This window comes from Fundidesulfovibrio butyratiphilus, from assembly GCF_054657235.1.
The window spans coordinates 599,991-616,682 of record NZ_BAAHXA010000001.1 but is presented as its reverse complement, the minus strand read 5'-3'; the positions used below and the strand labels follow the sequence as shown (position 1 = coordinate 616,682).

At 63.7% G+C, this 16,692-nt stretch carries 14 protein-coding genes; 8 read left to right on the top strand and 6 right to left on the bottom strand.

The genetic code is table 11. The features are described 5' to 3' along the window. Positions 1-2: 2 nt before the first annotated feature. The gene (locus ACYQ01_RS03145; RefSeq protein WP_459932375.1) at positions 3-1,679 is read right to left on the bottom strand and encodes a glycoside hydrolase family 3 protein; all 1,677 of its coding nucleotides are present in this window, start codon (positions 1,677-1,679) and stop codon (positions 3-5) included. Positions 1,680-1,756: 77 nt separating this feature from the next. After that, positions 1,757-2,158: a hypothetical protein gene (locus ACYQ01_RS03140; RefSeq protein WP_459932374.1), complete on the bottom strand. Its 402-nt coding sequence runs from the start codon at positions 2,156-2,158 to the stop codon at positions 1,757-1,759. 473 nt (positions 2,159-2,631) lie between these two features. Here ACYQ01_RS03140 and ACYQ01_RS03135 point away from each other — a divergent pair, with 473 nt between their 5' ends. The 5 genes from ACYQ01_RS03135 (at position 2,632) to ACYQ01_RS03115 (ending at position 8,117) form a co-directional block, all read left to right on the top strand. Further along, positions 2,632-3,600, top strand: coding sequence for a C40 family peptidase (locus tag ACYQ01_RS03135; protein WP_459932373.1), 969 nt, complete (start codon positions 2,632-2,634; stop codon positions 3,598-3,600). Between the two features lie 280 nt (positions 3,601-3,880). Next, positions 3,881-4,201 (top strand): DUF2325 domain-containing protein, encoded by a 321-nt coding sequence (locus ACYQ01_RS03130; RefSeq protein WP_459932372.1) that lies wholly within the window; start codon positions 3,881-3,883, stop codon positions 4,199-4,201. Position 4,202: 1 nt separating this feature from the next. After that, positions 4,203-4,514 (top strand): tetratricopeptide repeat protein, encoded by a 312-nt coding sequence (locus ACYQ01_RS03125; RefSeq protein WP_459932371.1) that lies wholly within the window; start codon positions 4,203-4,205, stop codon positions 4,512-4,514. A gap of 766 nt (positions 4,515-5,280) precedes the next feature. Then, a complete protein-coding gene (locus tag ACYQ01_RS03120; protein ID WP_459932370.1) occupies positions 5,281-6,777 on the top strand; it encodes an outer membrane homotrimeric porin in 1,497 nt (498 codons plus the stop codon). A 173-nt stretch (positions 6,778-6,950) separates the two neighbouring features. Further along, the gene (locus ACYQ01_RS03115; protein ID WP_459932369.1) at positions 6,951-8,117 is read left to right on the top strand and encodes a BaiN/RdsA family NAD(P)/FAD-dependent oxidoreductase; all 1,167 of its coding nucleotides are present in this window, start codon (positions 6,951-6,953) and stop codon (positions 8,115-8,117) included. A 105-nt stretch (positions 8,118-8,222) separates the two neighbouring features. Here ACYQ01_RS03115 and ACYQ01_RS03110 read toward each other — a convergent pair whose 3' ends face one another. Beyond that, positions 8,223-10,877, bottom strand: coding sequence for a tetratricopeptide repeat protein (locus ACYQ01_RS03110; RefSeq protein WP_459932368.1), 2,655 nt, complete (start codon positions 10,875-10,877; stop codon positions 8,223-8,225). Between the two features lie 168 nt (positions 10,878-11,045). On the opposite strand from ACYQ01_RS03110, the gene ACYQ01_RS03105 reads away from it, so the two are divergent. Then, positions 11,046-11,414, top strand: coding sequence for a molybdenum cofactor biosynthesis protein MoaE (locus ACYQ01_RS03105; protein ID WP_459932367.1), 369 nt, complete (start codon positions 11,046-11,048; stop codon positions 11,412-11,414). Between the two features lie 58 nt (positions 11,415-11,472). Here ACYQ01_RS03105 and ACYQ01_RS03100 read toward each other — a convergent pair whose 3' ends face one another. Next, positions 11,473-12,324 carry a glycosyltransferase family 2 protein gene (locus ACYQ01_RS03100; protein WP_459932366.1) on the bottom strand — a complete coding sequence of 284 codons (852 nt, stop codon included), beginning with the start codon at positions 12,322-12,324 and terminating at the stop codon, positions 11,473-11,475. 260 nt (positions 12,325-12,584) lie between these two features. Here ACYQ01_RS03100 and ACYQ01_RS03095 point away from each other — a divergent pair, with 260 nt between their 5' ends. Together ACYQ01_RS03095 and ACYQ01_RS03090 are read left to right on the top strand one after the other, a co-directional pair. Continuing rightward, a complete protein-coding gene (locus ACYQ01_RS03095; RefSeq protein ID WP_459932365.1) occupies positions 12,585-13,328 on the top strand; it encodes a UPF0280 family protein in 744 nt (247 codons plus the stop codon). Between the two features lie 202 nt (positions 13,329-13,530). After that, on the top strand, positions 13,531-14,532 hold the full coding sequence (locus ACYQ01_RS03090) for an MBL fold metallo-hydrolase (protein ID WP_459932364.1): 1,002 nt from the start codon (positions 13,531-13,533) through the stop codon (positions 14,530-14,532). Positions 14,533-14,728: 196 nt separating this feature from the next. On the opposite strand, the gene ACYQ01_RS03085 is transcribed toward ACYQ01_RS03090, so the two are convergent. Both ACYQ01_RS03085 and ACYQ01_RS03080 read right to left on the bottom strand, forming a co-directional pair. Continuing rightward, entirely contained in the window at positions 14,729-15,952 is a 1,224-nt protein-coding gene (locus ACYQ01_RS03085) for an amidase (RefSeq protein WP_459932363.1), read from the bottom strand. Between the two features lie 194 nt (positions 15,953-16,146). Continuing rightward, positions 16,147-16,692, bottom strand: coding sequence for a hypothetical protein (locus tag ACYQ01_RS03080; RefSeq protein ID WP_459932362.1), 546 nt, complete (start codon positions 16,690-16,692; stop codon positions 16,147-16,149).

Sequence of the window (16,692 nt, the reverse complement as noted above, 5' to 3'; positions counted from 1 at the left end):
GATCATCGCAGGACGACGGGCAGGCGTCCTCGCAGGGGAATTTCGCCCTTCAGGCCCTTGGCCAGGGCCTCCACCGAGACCGGCGCGTCGCCGTAGGTGGCCACGGCCACCGGAGCGCTGGGAAACAGCGGGATGTCGTAGGGAGCGCCCAGGGCCACGTGGATGACGTCTTGCTGTTTGACCGCCAAAATGGCCCGCACCAGGGCCTGTTGGGCCGGGTTTCGCAGAGCGTCGTAGGTTATGGCCACAATCTTGTCGGCCTTGGCCGCGGCCTGGGCGACCCGGCGGATGTCGTCGGCTCCGGGCTTGGCCGGCAGAAGCATGAGCTTGGCCCCGGGCAGGGAGGCCAGGGGCTCGGTGGGGGCGTTGTCGTTGCGTCTGGGCCAGACGACGAGCACCTCGCCCTTGGACGCGAGGGGCAGCATACGGCGGGTGTCGCGCACCAGGGTGATGGAATCCTCGGCGATCCGGCGGGCGGCCTGGAGATTGTCGGCATTGCCGGCCAGAAAGGCGGACTCGGCAGACAGGTCGGGAATGGCCTTGGCGTCCAGGATGCCATAGGCCTTTTTCACCGTGAGGATGCGGCGCACGGCGTCGTTGATCCGCTCGACGGGCAACTCGCCGGATTGCACCGCGGCGGTAAGGCGGGCGATGGCCGCCAGTTGTTCGGCGGGTTCGTGTCCCACGTCGGCGCCGAACAGCAGGACGTCGGCTCCGGCCTTGGCCGCCAGGACCGAGGCTTCCACGGTGCCCACGGTCTTGTCCAGCGCGCCCATGCCCATGGAGTCGGTGACGATGAGTCCGTCGAAGCGCAGCTTTTTGCGAAGCGTTCCGTCCAGGATCTTGCTCGACAGGGTGGCGGGCGTCGCGGGGGTGGAGTCCAGGGCCGGGGTTTCCACGTGGGCGGTCATCACCGCCGGGGCGTGGGCCGCGAAGGAGGCCTGAAAGGGCGGAAAGTCCACCCGCTCCAGGGTGCGCATGTCGTGGGGGTTGACCGGCAGGCCCACGTGGGAGTCCACGCTGGTGTCGCCGTGGCCGGGAAAGTGCTTGGGCGTGCAGATCACCTTGGCGCGCACGTATTCTTCGGTCATGGCCGCCACCATGCGCGAGACCAGGGCCGGATCGGAGCCGAAGGACCGTATGGAGATGATCGGATTCTTGGGATTGACGTTGACGTCGGCCACCGGAGCGAAATTCGTGTTCACGCCCAGGGCCTTGAGCTCCTGGGCGGTGATGCGGGCCATGGTCCGGGCGTGCTCGCGGTTGCCGGTGGCGGCCACGGCCATCTGGCTGGGAAACAGGGTCACGCCCTGGCGCAGGCGCACCACGGGGCCGCCCTCCTGGTCGATGCCCACGAAAAGCCCGACCTTCTGGGGCGTGGAGGCGGCCACGGCCTGGGCCGCGGCGCAAAGCTTGGCCGTGGAGGCCGCGTCGGACGGGTTGCCCGCTCCGGTATAGAGGATAACGCCGCCCACCTTGTGTGTGGCGATCATGGCCTTGAGTTCCGGGGAGACTTCCGGGCCCTTGAAGAAGACCATGAGCATCTGGCCGATCTTTTCTTCCAGGGTCATTTTGGAAACCAAACGCTCAATGTCCGGGTCGGCCGCCAGGGCGTGGCGACAGGGAACGACCAGGGAGACCAGGGCGACAGTCAGGAAAAGGAAAAGAGCTTTGCGCATGGGGCCTTGTACACGAGGATCGCGGGAAGCGGAATGCCCTGGGGGCAGGCTTCTTCGTTCAATCCTTCCGGTTGGGGTCAGGTTCGGGCGGAGCGCAACGAGCCCAGGAACAGGCCCGCGCCGCCCGCGATAAGCAACAGGATGCTTAGGAGGTCGAGCATGGACATGCCCACGAAGCTGAATCGCACGGAGACGATGAGCCCCACGCAGATGGCCGTCAGGCTGCCCATGGCCAGGAGCCAACCCAGCGGACTTTTGGCCTTGAAAAAGATCATGGCCACGCCCAGGCAGAAGGGCAGGAGCAAGGCGCCGCCGGTCAGCCGCATGGGGCCGTATCGCAACAGCGTGTAATCGAAGCCGAAGACGTTGTAGACATGGACGGAACTCAAAAACAGATACACTCCGCCGAGCATCATGGCGAGTCCGAGAAAGAAGTGACCCACCCCGCCGGGGGTTCCCCCGGCTCCGCGCATGGCCATAGGTTCCTCGCTTGTGGACAGTGTTCGGCCCGGTCCGGGTGTTATCCGGGCGAGCGCTTTTGTAGGGCAGGCCGGTTCCGGGCGCAAGCGTGTCGCGTCGCTGCGTCGGTGGTCTTTCGCTTCGCGGGGGGACGCGGGGAAAGGGCGCGGGAGGTTCTCTCCGCAAAACGGAGTGCCGGCGCGCAAGAGGGCCGCCGGTGGCCGTTAGCAGCCTTTTGAAAAATCCTTGCTGGCTGCGTTGCTGCGAAAAATTCAACTCCTCAACGGATGCCAACTCCGCTTCGGGATTGACTTTTTCTTGCGCCTTGCCAGCATGTTTTTTGAACAGGCTGCAAGAATCGACTTTTTGGGCGGGCTGTTAGGGCATCCGTTCCCGAGTTCGCCCTGCGGGGAGGCTGTGCCGGGCGCTATTGTTTTGAAATAGGCACGTATTTTGCTTGTATCCCGGCGTACCAGCAACAGCGGAGGAGCCCATGGCCATCGATCCCTGGATATACGCATCGGGAGCCCCACCCGCAGCCAGTTCGCCGCCTTATCGCGCGAAGAAGAACGTCCAGTCCCAACAGGGGTTTGCGACATTCCTTCGCTCCAGTCTGGACCAGGCCGTTGCCGTGCGTTCCGCGTCGCGAACCTCCGTCAAGGACCAGACGTCTTCAGGGCCGCACATTGTGCGGGGCCAAGTGGATTTGGCGGCGCGACCGGTGTTTTCGACCGAAACGCAAGGCGCGCAATCCAAGGTGGGGGAGGCGTCTGTTGCCGACCAGGCCGCTTCGACCGACGCGCAAGGCTCGCAATCCAAGGCGAGGGAGACGCCTGTTGCCGAACAAGCCGTTTCAACCGGCTCCGAACAGCAGGCCGCAAAGGGCACGGCTCCGTTTACCGCCGAAGAGGAGTCGGTGTTGCGCGCGGTGGCGGCCTTGCAGGCAAGAAGCGTCAAGAGTTCGTCGACAAAGCCGCATGTCCGGACCGCGGCAAAGACCGTGGACGACACGGAGCAATCTGCGGCAACGGAGGAGGCGAGCGATTCGGGGCCCACGGTGGCCAACCTGGACGAGTTGGCCAAGCACGCCAAGTCCCAGGTGGGAAAGCGTTACATTTTGGGCGGTTCCAGCCCCAAGAGCGGGTTTGATTGCTCGGGCTTCACAAACTGGGTCTATAGCGAGTCCGGGGTGGACATCGCCCGCAATTCGCGCGCCCAGTTCCAGGAGGGAACCCCGGTTTCCCGAGACAAGTTGCAAAAGGGCGATCTGGTGTTTTTTGGAAAGAAGCGCGTGCACCATGTGGGGCTTTACCTGGGAGATGGGCAATTTATCCATTCCACGTCCTCGGGCGGCACGGTGCGCATCAGTTCGCTCGACAATCCGGTCTGGAGCCGCAGCTACGCCGGCGCCAGGCGGGTGGTGGTCCAGTCCGCCGGGCGGGACGGCCAAAAGCAGGGCTGAAGTCGTCAGATGTGACCGCGAGGCGGAGGGCCTGGCCGGCGAAGGCGTGACAGGCGCTGCGTGGTTTTGTCTCCCGGGAACAGGGTCCGTGCTTGCGGACCTGGGTTATGTTTTCTCCTGATCTCTCTCTTCCCAAACAATTTTGAGTGGTTGCCTTGAAAACTGGTTTCACGGAGTGGGACGGGATCGATTTTATATTGACATTGAAAATCATTTTCAATTAATCAGGCTTTGCCTGGGGCGAAACGCCCTGGAGTACAGCGAAAAGAAAGGTGTCCCCATGTGCGCAGCATTGGTCGGCGGTATGGACAGACTCAAGAGGGAATACATAAACACGGCAAAGGATCAAGGAATTACTCTGAAAGTTTTCACCGGACAGGAGAGCAACATTTCCCAACGCCTGGGTGGAGTGGACATGGTCATTGTCTTCACCAACAAAGTGTCACATGAGGCCAAGAAAAAAGCCTTCAAGCTCGCCAAGACGAACAACATCCCCCTTCAGCTTTTGCATGCCTGCGGCGTGTCGACTCTCTCGGAACATTTGCGGGAGGTCGCTTTGGTCGAAAATTCTCCCGTGACCCCTTCTGGAAGGAGATCCTGATATGTGCGCTTGCAAAGCCATCAGCGTCTACAACAAACGTGGAATGGAAGCCTTCCGGCAGGGCCGCATTGACGACGCCCTGAACGACTTGGAGGAAGCGATCCGCCTGGCCGCCATGCGGGGTGGTCCCATGCATGTGGCCAAGATTCGCAACAACCTGGCGCTGGTGCTCCAGGCTTCGGGCCGGCGCGAACAGGCGCGCCAGGAGCTTGGGACGGCCCTGATCGAGGTTGAAGGCCGGATCGGTCGCAACAACAAGCTTTATGACGTCATTTCCCGGAACATGGCCGCAGTGTCCAGTCGGGCGGCCTAGCAGCCTGTTGAAAAAGTCGATTCTTGCAGTCTGTTCAAAAAACGTGCTGGCAAGGCGCGCAAAAAAGTCAATCTCGAAGCGTCGTTGGCATCCGTTGAGGGTTTGAGTTTTTCGCAGCAACGCAGCCAGCAAAGATTTTTCAACGGGCTGCTAGCCGCCGGTTCCTAAAGCCGGCGGACACGGCGCGAACGTGGGCCGAGTCAAGGGGAAATTCCCATGCCGTGCGGGTTTGACTCGCGCGAGACGACGCCGACAGCGAGGATTTTGCAACTGACGGTTCGCTCCGAGCCTCCGTGCACAGGAATGGCCAGCATGTCGCCGAAAGGGACCAGGCAGGCGGACACGCAATCCGTCTGCCTGTCCTGCGTGCGACCGGCCTATCGGTCACAGTATTGTTATTTTCACGCATGCAACAGTCCGTTTTGACATGAAGAATTCTTGGTGTTACAAGATTAAATAATTGTGTGACTGCGTGATGATTGACGTCAAACCAGGCGTCACGAGGGGTGAAAGTTTCTTCCGTCCGTGAGCGCAAGGCTCATGTCATCCGTCCCGTCAGGAGGCGGATGCGCATGCGATGGCAAAGGCCCGGATTTGAGGGTTGGAGTAAAGCTTAATTATGCTGAAGTGTTGCAAATGACCTGTGTTTTCCCATTTCTGTAGGGGATTGCGATGGGGTTGCGAACAATTGACATTTTAGTAAATTTTAAGCATTGTCCGCCCAACAGGGAATGAGATGACCCAAAAAACGGATTCCGCTGGCCATATGAGGGCGAAAGGCGGAGCAAAACTTGAGAGGAGTACTCTGGCGATGAAACGTATTCTGGCTTTGGCGACCTTGTGTATGACCCTATTCGCCGTTACGGCGCAGGCCGCCACCGAGGTCAAAATGACCGGTGACGCCCGCATCCATGCCAACTATTTTTCAAACCTCTTTTACACCGGCTGGAACTCCACCGGCACGCAGACCGCCGATGATTTCGTCATCTGGCAGCGTTTTCGCCTGCGCACCGACTTCATTGCCAACGAAAGCCTGAAATTCCGTCTGGGCATCCGCGTCAACGACATCGCCTGGGGCAACAACACCATGACCGTGGATAACCCGGCCGTGTCCATCGACGTGTACCAGTGCTACCTGCAGTTCAAATGGCCCGGCACCGACGTGCAGTTCACCGTCGGCCTGACCCCCGTTGACCTGCCCGTGTCGTCCGCCGACCTCTTCGGCGCCAACCCGGTCCTCGGCGGCACCCAGGCGGCCATGGCCATGTTCGACGCCCCCATCATGGGCGAGACCGTGCAGGTGGCCGGCGGCTATCTGCGTCTCATGAAGAACAACACCCTGTTCCAGAACACCACCACCACCCAGTACGGCACCCTCGACGCCTTCTTCCTGACCGTGCCCATCTCGGTCGACGGCTTCAAGGCCACCCCCTGGGCCATGCTCGGCGTGCTCGGACGTGACGCCGCCCTGCAGAACGTCGGCGTGGGCAGCAACTTCCCCAGCAACGAAAGCCTGGGCACCAACATGATGGCCGTCATGCCCTATTCCGGCGCCACCACCTACTCCAACCAGTACAACACCTACTGGTGGGTCGGCACCACCCTGGCCGTCACCGTGCTTGATCCCTTCAAGTTCTACGCCGACGTGATCTACGGTTCCGGCGCCAACGGCGACAGAAGCTCCTCCAAGCGTTCCGGCTTCTTTTTCGACGTGGCCGCCGAATACACCGGCTTCGACATGCTGACTCCCCAGCTCGCCTTCTGGTACTCCACCGGTGAAGACAGCTCCGTGACCAACGGTTCCGAGCGCATGCCGGTCATGGTCACCAACTGGGGTCCCTCGACCTCCTTCCTGTTCAACACCAGCCAGGAATTCGCCTACGGGTTCATGGCCACCAACCCCATGGGCAGCATGGGCTTTAGCGTGTCCCTCAACAACATCAGCTTCATCAAAGACCTCACTCATCGTTTGACCTTCACCTACGCCCACGGCACCAACTCCGCCTCGGGTCTGCGCAAGGCCAACCTGATCTCGGGTGTGGGCAACTACCTGCAGATGGGTCGTGACCTGACCGAGAACGAATACACCCTCGGCGTCAACTTCGACCACACCTACGCCATCTACGAAAACCTGTCGGCCATCGTCGAAACCGGCTGGGCTCACGGCGATTTCCAGAGCTCCGTGTGGGGCCGCCGTTTCACCAACCGCGCCCAGGACGGCGACGCCTGGAAGGTGGCTTTCGGCCTGGTCTACAAGTTCTAACCGTTTCGTTTCCAATGCAGTCAAGGCGTCCGTCTTTTGGCGGACGCCTTTTTTCTTGCACACGCCGCCTTGGCCCACGCCCTGGCGTGCCGATGCGAACAGGGACCGCGTTTTTCCCCGCAACCGGCGGCGGCCGCTGTTTACTCGTCCATCGCCTCGGCGTAAAAGCCCCCATGTCGAAACATGACGTTGTCGTTCTGGGGGCCGGAGCTTCCGGACTCTTTTGCGCCTTGCATGCCTCCTGGCGCGGGCTGGACGTGGCCGTGGTGGACCATGGACCCGCGACCGCCAGAAAACTGCGCATAACCGGCGGGGGCCGTTGCAACTTCGGCAACGTCAAGGTGGAGCCCGAGCACTATCTGGGCGAAAACCCGAACTTTGTTCGCTCCGCCCTGGCCCGTTTCGGCCAGGCCGGCTTCCTGGACTTTCTCTCGACGTACGGGCTCACCCATTACGAGGAGCCAAACGGCAAACTCTTCTGCACCCAGGGGGCGTGCGCGGTGGCCGACCTTTTGGAAAGCCAGTGCCGCTCCTCGGGGGTGGTCTTTCATCTGGGGCGTGCGCTGGACAGCGTGGAGCGCGGCCAGGAGTACCGACTGGTCCTGTCCGACGGCTTGCGCCTGAGCGCCTCGCGTCTGGTGATCGCCTGCGGGGGACCGGCGTGGCCCCAGATCGGGGCCACGGATCTGATGGCGCGTTTGGCCGGACAGTTCGGCTTGCGCATGGTGGCCTTTCGGCCCGTGCTGGTGCCCCTGACCATGGGGAAACAGTGGCCCTTCGCCGCCCTGACCGGAATTTCCCTGCCGGTGACGTTCCGCTCGGGGGGCAAATCCTTTGCCGAGGATCTGCTTTTCACCCACCAGGGCCTCAGCGGCCCGGCCGCGCTGCAGGCTTCGTGTCGCTGGAAGCCGGGCCAGTCCTTGGATTTCGATCTGCTGCCGGGTCGCGATCTTCCGGCCGCGCTTCGCGAGCGGGCTTCCGGTCGAACGCTGGTCAAGACCGCGCTTGCCCGACTGTTGCCGGCTCGATTGGCGGAGCTGGTATTGCCCGCCGATCTGGCGGACAGGCCCGTGGCCCAACTGCGCAAGGAGGAATCGGCTCGCCTGTCCCACTTGGTTGCGAACTGGCGGGTGTTGCCTTCGGGAACGGCGGGCTTGAAAAAGGCCGAAGCCGTGGCGGGAGGGGCGGACACGTCCCGAATTTCTTCGAAGACCATGGAAGTCAAAGACTCGCCCGGCCTTTTCATCCTGGGGGAAGCCCTGGACGTGGCCGGACAATTGGGCGGCTACAATCTGCATTGGGCCTTCGCCTCGGCCCAGGCGGCGGCCGAAGCGCTGTAACCGCGAGGGGACACGGTTGGTCGGGAGAAACGAGCGTAGAAAGAGGCGCGAAGCCCGCGCGCGTGCGGCCAAGCCTGGCCAACCGGATACGGACGGGTCGGTCCCTTACTTTTTGCCTTTTTTCGGGTGCGTGGACGAGTCGGCTTTTTCTTCTTCGTCCTTGAAGAGCTTGGCGCGTTTTTTCTCGAAGCTCACGGCGGTACGCAAGGCGGCCAGGGCCATGGCCGTTATGCTCACGATGAGCACGAGTCCCTTCTGCACCTGCCATTTCTGACTCTCCAGCACCCCGGCCAGCCACGTCTGCCCGGTCCTTTGCGACAGGTAGATGATGGCCGGCACGGCCACCAGCGACAGGGCCAGGCCGATGATTTCGAGCCACATGAAGGTCTTGCCCAGAAGCAGCACGAACAAGGTGGAGTCGCGCACGATGCGAAGTGTCACCAGGCGCGCCTTGAGGACCGCTATGGCCGCTTCCACTTCGTCCACGTAGTCCTGGCACTTGCGGAAATTGGCCGGCACCTGGAGTGAGGTGGTACGCATCCAGTTGAGTTTTGTGGCGCAGGCGTTGAAGTCCTTGTTGAACTCCCGCAGCAGCTTGCCGAAGGGAAACCAAGCCGCTTCCTTGTGGATGGTTTTGAGTTCGTCGTAGAGTCTCGTGAGGGTGTTACCCAGGGTCTTGCTGTCCTTTTCCACGGCCTTGCGCAAGTCGGCTTGCAGCAGGTCGTATTCGTTCACCACCCGTTTGAAACAGACGAAATTATCAATTTTTGCCAGATCGGCCAGGACCTTGGACCGTTCCAGGGCATCGGTCAGAAAGGGATGCCCGTCGCGGAACCAGCTCTTGAGGTGTTCCGGCAGGGCGGGGATAGCCTGGGCTTTTTCCTGGGCCGCGGCCTTGGCTTCCTCCCAGGGTTTCCAGAGCGCGCCCAGAATGTGGATGCGTCCGCGTTCCAGCTCCGGATCCATAAGCACGCGGTTGAAGAAGTGGGGGGAATCGTCCACCAGGTCGAGAAATTCCGACAGACCCTGATCGGTGAATCCCATTTTTACGAGGCACACGCCCTGACGATAGGCCGGCTCCACCCATTTGGAGCTTTCGTTTCTGGCCTGGCGGTAGAGATTCATGGCCTGCTGCAATTCGCCCCGCACTTCCAGGGATCGGCCTTCCAGAAAGGCCAGATAGGCCCGTTGCAAGGGGGAGTAGGCCACGCGTCCGGCTTCCTGCCAAAAGTAGATGGCCCGGTCCCAGTCGTTTTGCTCCAGGGAGAGAAATCCCTGCAGGGTGCGCGGCTGGAAGCTGCGGCCCATGGTGTTCAGGGCCTGGGCCAGTTCGGATTCCACCGTGGTCCAGTCGGTCTGGCGCATGGCGGTCAGCCCGGACCAGAGGTATTCGCCTTCGTCGCGCGAGGCCAAGTCGGTAAGCCCGCCGGGCAGGGTCTTGCCCCGGCTGCGCCAGATGCGGTCCAGGGCGCGCAGTTGGCAGGGATAGGTGATTTCAAAGAGCGCGCGCAGCACGGCCCCTTGCCAGTCCTTGCCTCCGAGTTTGGCGGTCACCGTCTGGGCGGAGCCGTCGGCAAGGGCCACGTTGAGCTCCTGCGCCGACTGTTCGAGGGCCTTCATCTCGGCCAAGCCGAGGGTTTCCCATACGCCGTCGTCCATGTCGGCCAGGGTCTTGGAAGGGCAGTCCTTGGGTGTGTGGTTGGCCAGGCCGCAATAGAAGCAGGGAATGTTGGGGCCGGCCAGCAGGTTGGGGGGCAGCTTGAAGGGCACTTCGCCCTGGCTGACCTGCTCGTCGTCCGTATCCAGGCCCACGTTGCACCAGTCGTCCAGGGTCTGCACGCTGTGCGAGGTGCGCACGTCGTTGATGCGAAATCCCTTGCCCAGGTAGAGCGCGGAACGGAAACTCATGTGCGGCAGGTCGGGAGCGAGCTGTCGCCAGTCGAGGTTTATGCGCTTGGGCAGGTCCTTGTTGAAGGTGTAGCCCTTCTTGAGCACGCAGGCCATGATGGTGGGCCAGTACTTCTTGCCCGACTCCGGGTTGCGCAGTTGGTTCTCCAGAAGGAGCACGTCCTTGCAGAAGGTGCGCAGGGAACGCAACGAGTCCAGGGTGAAGATGAGATATCCCTCGTGGGCGATGTACTTGAGGGCCTGGCGCTCGATGAGGGTTTGCATCTCGGAAAACACCGACCGCCATCCATCGGCGGTGTTCTTGTCCAGGGGGTCGCCCAGGGGACGCAACACGAAATACCAGGCCAGGGGCGAGTCCTGGGAAAGCGTCAGGTCGGCCTGCAGCAGGGAGAACTCCGTCCGGACCATGCCCGGAGGCGGAGTGACGGGCTTGAGGCTCAAGCCCGTGAGCCCGCCCACCAGATTGTTGAACTGGGGATGGATGTAGATTTCCATGTCCTGGGCGGGGTCGGCCTCCTGGGCGGTCAGGTCGCCAGCCACGGACAGGGTGGTTTCGTACTTGTAGCCCACCATGAGCGAAGCCGGAAAGGCTTCGATGAACGTGGGGAGCTTGTTCATGCGCGCGTAGCTGGAAAGCCGACCCAGGGCGCGCATGCCCTCTTCGCCGAAGAAAAACCACAAGCTCTGGCTGCTGTCCTTCGCCATGGAGAACCCGCCGAACTCGTTGAAAATCTGGCTGATGACCGCCGAGGCTTTGCCTTCCCAGACCACCCAGACGCCAATGCCCGAGCCGACCAGTTTGGGCTGGCTTACGCCGGGCAATCTTTCCAACAGCTGGGAAAGCTTGTACATGGTATGTCCTCGTCAGCATGTGGCGAAAGCCCGGAGAGCAGTCGCCCGGTCGCCTCGGCCAAAGCCGGGCGCGTATGGTTTACGGTCGTTCGTGCCAGCGGACCAATCCCGGTCCGCACGGCCCGCCACGGCGCGGGTCGCATCGTCAAGGCCCCTCAGGAGGCCGCCATGGACATTACCCAAGCCATCAAACAACTCAAGGCCCAACCCGGCTTCACCGAAAAAGTGGGCATGGTTTTGGCCCACAACGGAGTCGTGCGGGGCAGGCTCCGGTCCGGGACCGGTCAGGTCACCCGGCTGGACGTCGAAGTCGACCAGGACAAGGTGCGCGCCATCTGTCGGGAGCTTTCCGCCAGGCCCGGCGTGTTCAGCGTGACGGCCGAAGCCCTGTCCGGCACGTTCGTTCCGGGCGACGACCTGCTGTTTATCGTCGTGGCCGGCGACATTCGCGAAACCGTTGCTCCCATATTGGTGGAAGCCCTGGGACGCATCAAGAGCGAAGCCATCACCAAACGCGAACATCTGGCGCAAGGCTAGCCTGGCGTCCACGAAGGACGTGCGCAGATGTCCTTCGTGGACGATACCGTGAAATTGTTTATCCTTTGGGCGCGATGTTGGCCAGGGCCAGGGCCAGGGCCTGTTCCACCATGTCGCCCACTCGCTGCGCCTCTTCGGGTTTGCCGTGCAACACACAGCCCCTGCGGTAGATGCGGGCCTTTTCCTCGATCGCCCGCGCGGTCTGCACTCGACGTTCGTGCGGGAGATCGTCCCGGCCAAGCAGTTTCAGGAGGGCTCGCACCCGAAACAGGTCCTGCCCCACCATCATGTGCGAAAGTTGGTCCTGGCGTCCGCCTTCCTTCACGGTGAGGGCCTCGTCCAACAGGCCCACCTCGTGGCGGGGCAGGGTCCGAAGCCAGAGGTCGTAGTCTTCGCATGCGGGCAGGGTCTCGTCGAAGCCGCCCACCTCGTCCAGGAAGGCGCGGGTGAACATGACGCACGAGGGACTGACCAGACATATGGAAAGCGCTCGTTCGAAAAAGTCGCCGTCGGCTTTGGCGTGCTTGGCCATGGGATTGACCCGCCTGCCGCCGCGCATCCAGATTTCCTGGGTCTGGCAGATGGCGTAGCCGTGGGCGCGCATGAACGCCAACTGTCGTTCGATCTTGGTCGGCAAAAAGTGGTCGTCGGAGTCCAGAAGGGCCAGGTAGTCGCCCCTGGCCAGGGCCAGCCCCGCGTTTCTGGCCGCCGAGACCCCCCGATTGTCCTGGCGCGTCACCTTCAGGCGCGGGTCCGCCATGGCCGCGAGCACGGCCGGCGTGTCGTCGCTGGAACCGTCGTCCACCACCAAGCATTCCAGGTCGCGGTGGGTTTGTTTCAGGACGCTGGCCACCGCGCGGCCCACCATGCCGGCCCGGTTGTACGTGGGGATGACGACGGACACGAGCATGGAACCCGTATAGCGCGAGCCGCCGCGCTTGTCAGGAGGGGGAGGGGACGTTTCGGAGCGGGCGGCCAGGCCCGGGGAGAGAGCGACACGGCGCCCTTCCCGCGCCGGGCGATTTTTCTCTCTCGCCGGGCGTTTGCCAGGAGAGGCCGCGCGCGTCTTGTCACTTCGGTGGCCGCGTGGCACAAACCGACCATGGCGCACGCGACGTTTTCGTGCGCAGGCCGGCCAGGTGGTCGGTCCAACCTCTTTTCGAGCCGTCCATGACCGTTCATCTCGATTCAGATCGCTTTTATCGTCAAAGTCTGCGCCCGGGGACGGGAGAGACCGCCTTTCAGGTGGTGGTGGAGCAGTCCGACCTGTGGATCGTGGCCAAACGCGATCTTTCCCGGGATGTGGCCCGCTTTTTGACCGACATACGCGGGGGGCTCAAGAACTACCTGCTGCTTCATCCCGAATTCGTCCGGTCCCTGGTGCCGGTGGATGTGGCGGACGACGCTCCGGCCCTGGTGCGCGCCATGGCCCGCGCGGCCAGGGCCTGCAATGTGGGCCCCATGGCGGCGGTGGCCGGGGCCGTGGCCCAGGCCGTGGCCGACCGTTTTGCTTCCGAGTCGCCGGACATTGTGGTGGAAAACGGTGGCGACGTGTTCCTGCACTCCACGCGCGAGCGTCTGGTGGCGCTGCTGGCCGCCCCGGTGCAGGGGGCCAGGCTCGCGCTCAAGGTGCATCCAGACGGCTGCCCGGCGGCGCTGTGCGGTTCTTCGGCCCGGATAGGGCCATCGCTTTCCTTCGGCTCTGCGGATTTGGTCACGGTGCTGGCCTCGGACGGGGCCTTGGCGGACGCCGCCGCCACGACCCTGGGCAACCTGGCCGCCGGCCCCGAGAGCCTGCCCCTGGTGGTGGAGCGCGCCAAGAGCCTGGCCCGCTCCGGGGTGCGCGGGGTGTTCGCCCAGGTGGGCGGGCGACTGGCCGTGTGGGGCGAGATGGAGCTGGCCGCGCTGGAGTGAGTCTCCAGGCGTCACGTTGTCCCGGGGAGCTCCTGGCGCGCCGTTTGGAACGGTCGGCGGGCGAGCGCCCTGGTCACCGGATTGTGCCTACTGGTTCGTTGGTTTCCGAAGGCGTATGTCTGTGCCTTCGGCCTCACCCGCCAGAGGGCTTGTTTCGGGCCGGAAAACCGCATCCCGGTCCGCCCGGGACAAGGAGATCTCCATGCTCAAACGCCGCACCTTTTTGCACCTCTGTTCGGTTCTTTCCCTGTTGCCGGCCGCGCCCCTGGCCGTGAAGACCGCTTGGGCCGCCGCGTTGCCCCGGCCGAACGTCCCGGAACCGCGTTTTTTCCGCATGTCCCTGGGGGATTTCGAATTCACCGCCCTGTGCGACGGCTACGTGCCCATTGCGCCATCGGTGCTCAAGGACGCCTCCCCGGAGGGTATCGCCGCGCTGCTCAACGCCAGCTTCCAGGACCCGACCCGGCCCGTGCCGACCTCTGTCAACGCCTTTCTGGTCAACACGGGAACCAACCTCGTGCTTGTGGACGCGGGGGCGGGCTCCACCGTCTTCGGGGACAAGGCCGGCCACCTGGGGCAGGCCATCGCGGCCAGCGGATACAGGCCCGAGGATGTCGACACCGTGCTCGTCACGCATATGCACTCCGATCACGTGTTCGGCCTGACGGACGCCGCCGGAAAGCCCGTTCTGCCCGGGGCCACCGTGTGGGTGTCCGAGGCTGAAGCGGGCTACTGGCTCAGTGACGAACAAGCGGCCAAGGTTCCTGAAGCCAAGCGGGTTTCCTTCGTCAAGGCCAGGCAAGCCGTGGCGCCTTACCAGGCGGCCGGGCGGTTCAAGGTCTTTTCGCCCTCGCACCCCCTGTTGCCCGGCGTGGAGGCCCGCCCCCTGCCCGGACACACGCCGGGCCACTGCGGATACCTGTTCCATTCCCAGGGGCAAAAGCTCCTGGCCTGGGGAGACGTGGTGCATTTTCATGCCGCCCAGTTCGCCAAACCGTCCATAACCATCGATTTCGACGTGGATACCAAGGCGGCCGCAGCCACGCGAGCCAAGCTTTTCGCCGAGCTCGCGCGCGAGGGCCTGCTGGTGGCCGGAGCGCACTTGCCGTTCCCGGGCCTGGGGCGAGTGGCCGTCCACGGCAAGCGGTATGCGTTCGTTCCCGTGGAGCATCCCGCCGCTTTGGCCGGATTGGCCCGGTCCTGATTCGCGCTCCGTCCGCTTCCCTGCGACAAAACAAACGGCCGGCTCCCCCTTTCGGGAGGAGTCGGCCGTTTGCGTGCGTCTGCGTCGGCCGACGCAAACGTGTCCCGCGGCGTTCGGGCATCAGAATCTGTCGACCTGCGGGCGAAGGCCTTTCGACGGGATCGTCGAGGCTTTCCGGCAGGGAGGTCTGCGGGCTTCAGGCCGAGCACGCCTCTTTCGCCCGGTATCCCGCGTAGCCCCCGGCCTGGGATACGGCGCGGACGGCGGACAACAGCGCCCGGTCGCGTCCGGGCGCGGCCACGAGAGAAAGACCGAACGGCGCGCCTTCCAGGCTGGCGCAGGGAATGTGCGCCTGGGGCGCTCCCAGAAGTCCCGCCAGGCAGGTGAGGCGCAGGTAGGCGATGCGTCCGGCGTTTTTTTCGTCGGGCGAGGCCCCCTTGAGGGGCGCGGGGCCCAGGGTGGTGGGCAGGCAGAGCACGGCCGTGGGATTTTCGGCAAAGGGCGTATGGCCCAGAAACTCGCGCCACAGTTCCTGCCCGCGCGCTTCGTCCCGGTCGGTGAGAGTCTGCACCCAGGCCAGGCGCTCGGCGATGTCTTGTCCGAAGGCCGGATGGGTGGACCGCACCCAGGCCCCGTGATTTCGGGCGATTTCCCGGCCCTGCACCAGGCGAAAGGCCTCGCGTCCCAGGTCGAGAAGGTCGGTTCCCACCGTGATTGGGTTCGAATGGGCGAACAGGTCGGACAGGACGCCAAAAACCGGCTCCAGGGCGGAACGGGCCTGGGAGGGGGCCAGGGCAAAAAGATTTTCGGCGACGAGCAGGTTTTCCAGCGGCGGCGCCGAGGCGTCCGGGGGCAACAGTTGGTCGCCGGCCAGGGACAGCAGATCGGCCGTGCGGGCGAACCAGCCCACGGTGTCGAAGCTCTGGGCCAAGGGAAAGACCCCGTCCCGGGGAATGGCCCCATGCGTGGTGCGGATGCCGAAGAGTCCGCAAAAAGCGGCCGGAACGCGCACCGAGCCGCCGGTGTCCGAACCCAGCCCGATGTCGGCCAGCCCCTGGGCCACGGCCGAGGCCGAACCGCTGCTCGATCCGCCGGGGATGCGTTGCGGTGCTGCCGGATTGAGGGGAGTGCCGTAGTGATGGTTTTCGCCCATGATGCTGAAGGCGAATTCGTCGGTCACGGTCTTGCCCACAATGGTCGCGCCGGCGCGCGACAGGCGCTCCACGGCCCAGGCGTGGTTCGTTGCCGGAGACTGGGCCGCCAGCCAATCGGGATTGCCCGCCCCCGTGCGTCGACCGGCCACGTCAAAGATGTCTTTGACGGCCAGGGTCAGGCCGGAAAGCGTACCCACGCTGGACGGCTCCAGGCGGAACCGCTCTCCGGGGACGAAGGGATCGTTGGAGGGGCTGGGGGTGGACATGGCGTGCTCCCTTTTCGCAACGGCGTTGCCTGGTCCCGGTCGTGGGGGACAAAGGGCGCGAACCCGGTGGCCGCTGAAGCCCTCTCCGGGTTCGTCAACCCGATGGCGCGAGCCCTCGGCTCAACCCCCGGGCTTTTCTCCCGCGCGGCCCTGTTGGGCGGCCATCGGCCCGAGGCTGTCCCGGATCGTCCGGGTTATTCCGGCCGGGGCTTGATCTCCATCACCGTGCTGGACGGACACGTGTCGCAGGAATGGCAGACCTCGCACCCGCCCCGGTAGGGGTAGGGGGTGAACACGGCGTAGTTGCGGTTCATGCTGCCGGACTCGTTCCATTCCAGGCCGAGCTTCTTGAACTTTTTCTTGGCTTCCCGATCCGGGGTGGGCATGGGCACGCAGCCACCGGCCAGCTCCGGCATGAGTGTCTGGGCCGCGCTCATGACCAGGGTGATGGCCAGGTTGTGGAAGGCGAAACCGTGATGGGTGTTCTCCTCGAACGCCTGCTGCACCTGGTTTTCGGTGTCCTCGTCCAGGTAGACCAGGAGGAAACCGTCGTCGCCGTCCGTGCGGGTGGGTTCCATCCGATAGGCCTGAAGCTCTCTGGTCCAGTCGGTCCAGTAGCGCTCGATAAGTTCCATCAGGTCGTGGTCGACCCTGGTCAACCCACTGATTTCCATGAAATATTCCAAGTCGAAGCTGGGTTCGACGGTCATTTTCTCCAGGCGCATCTTTTCCTTGCCCAC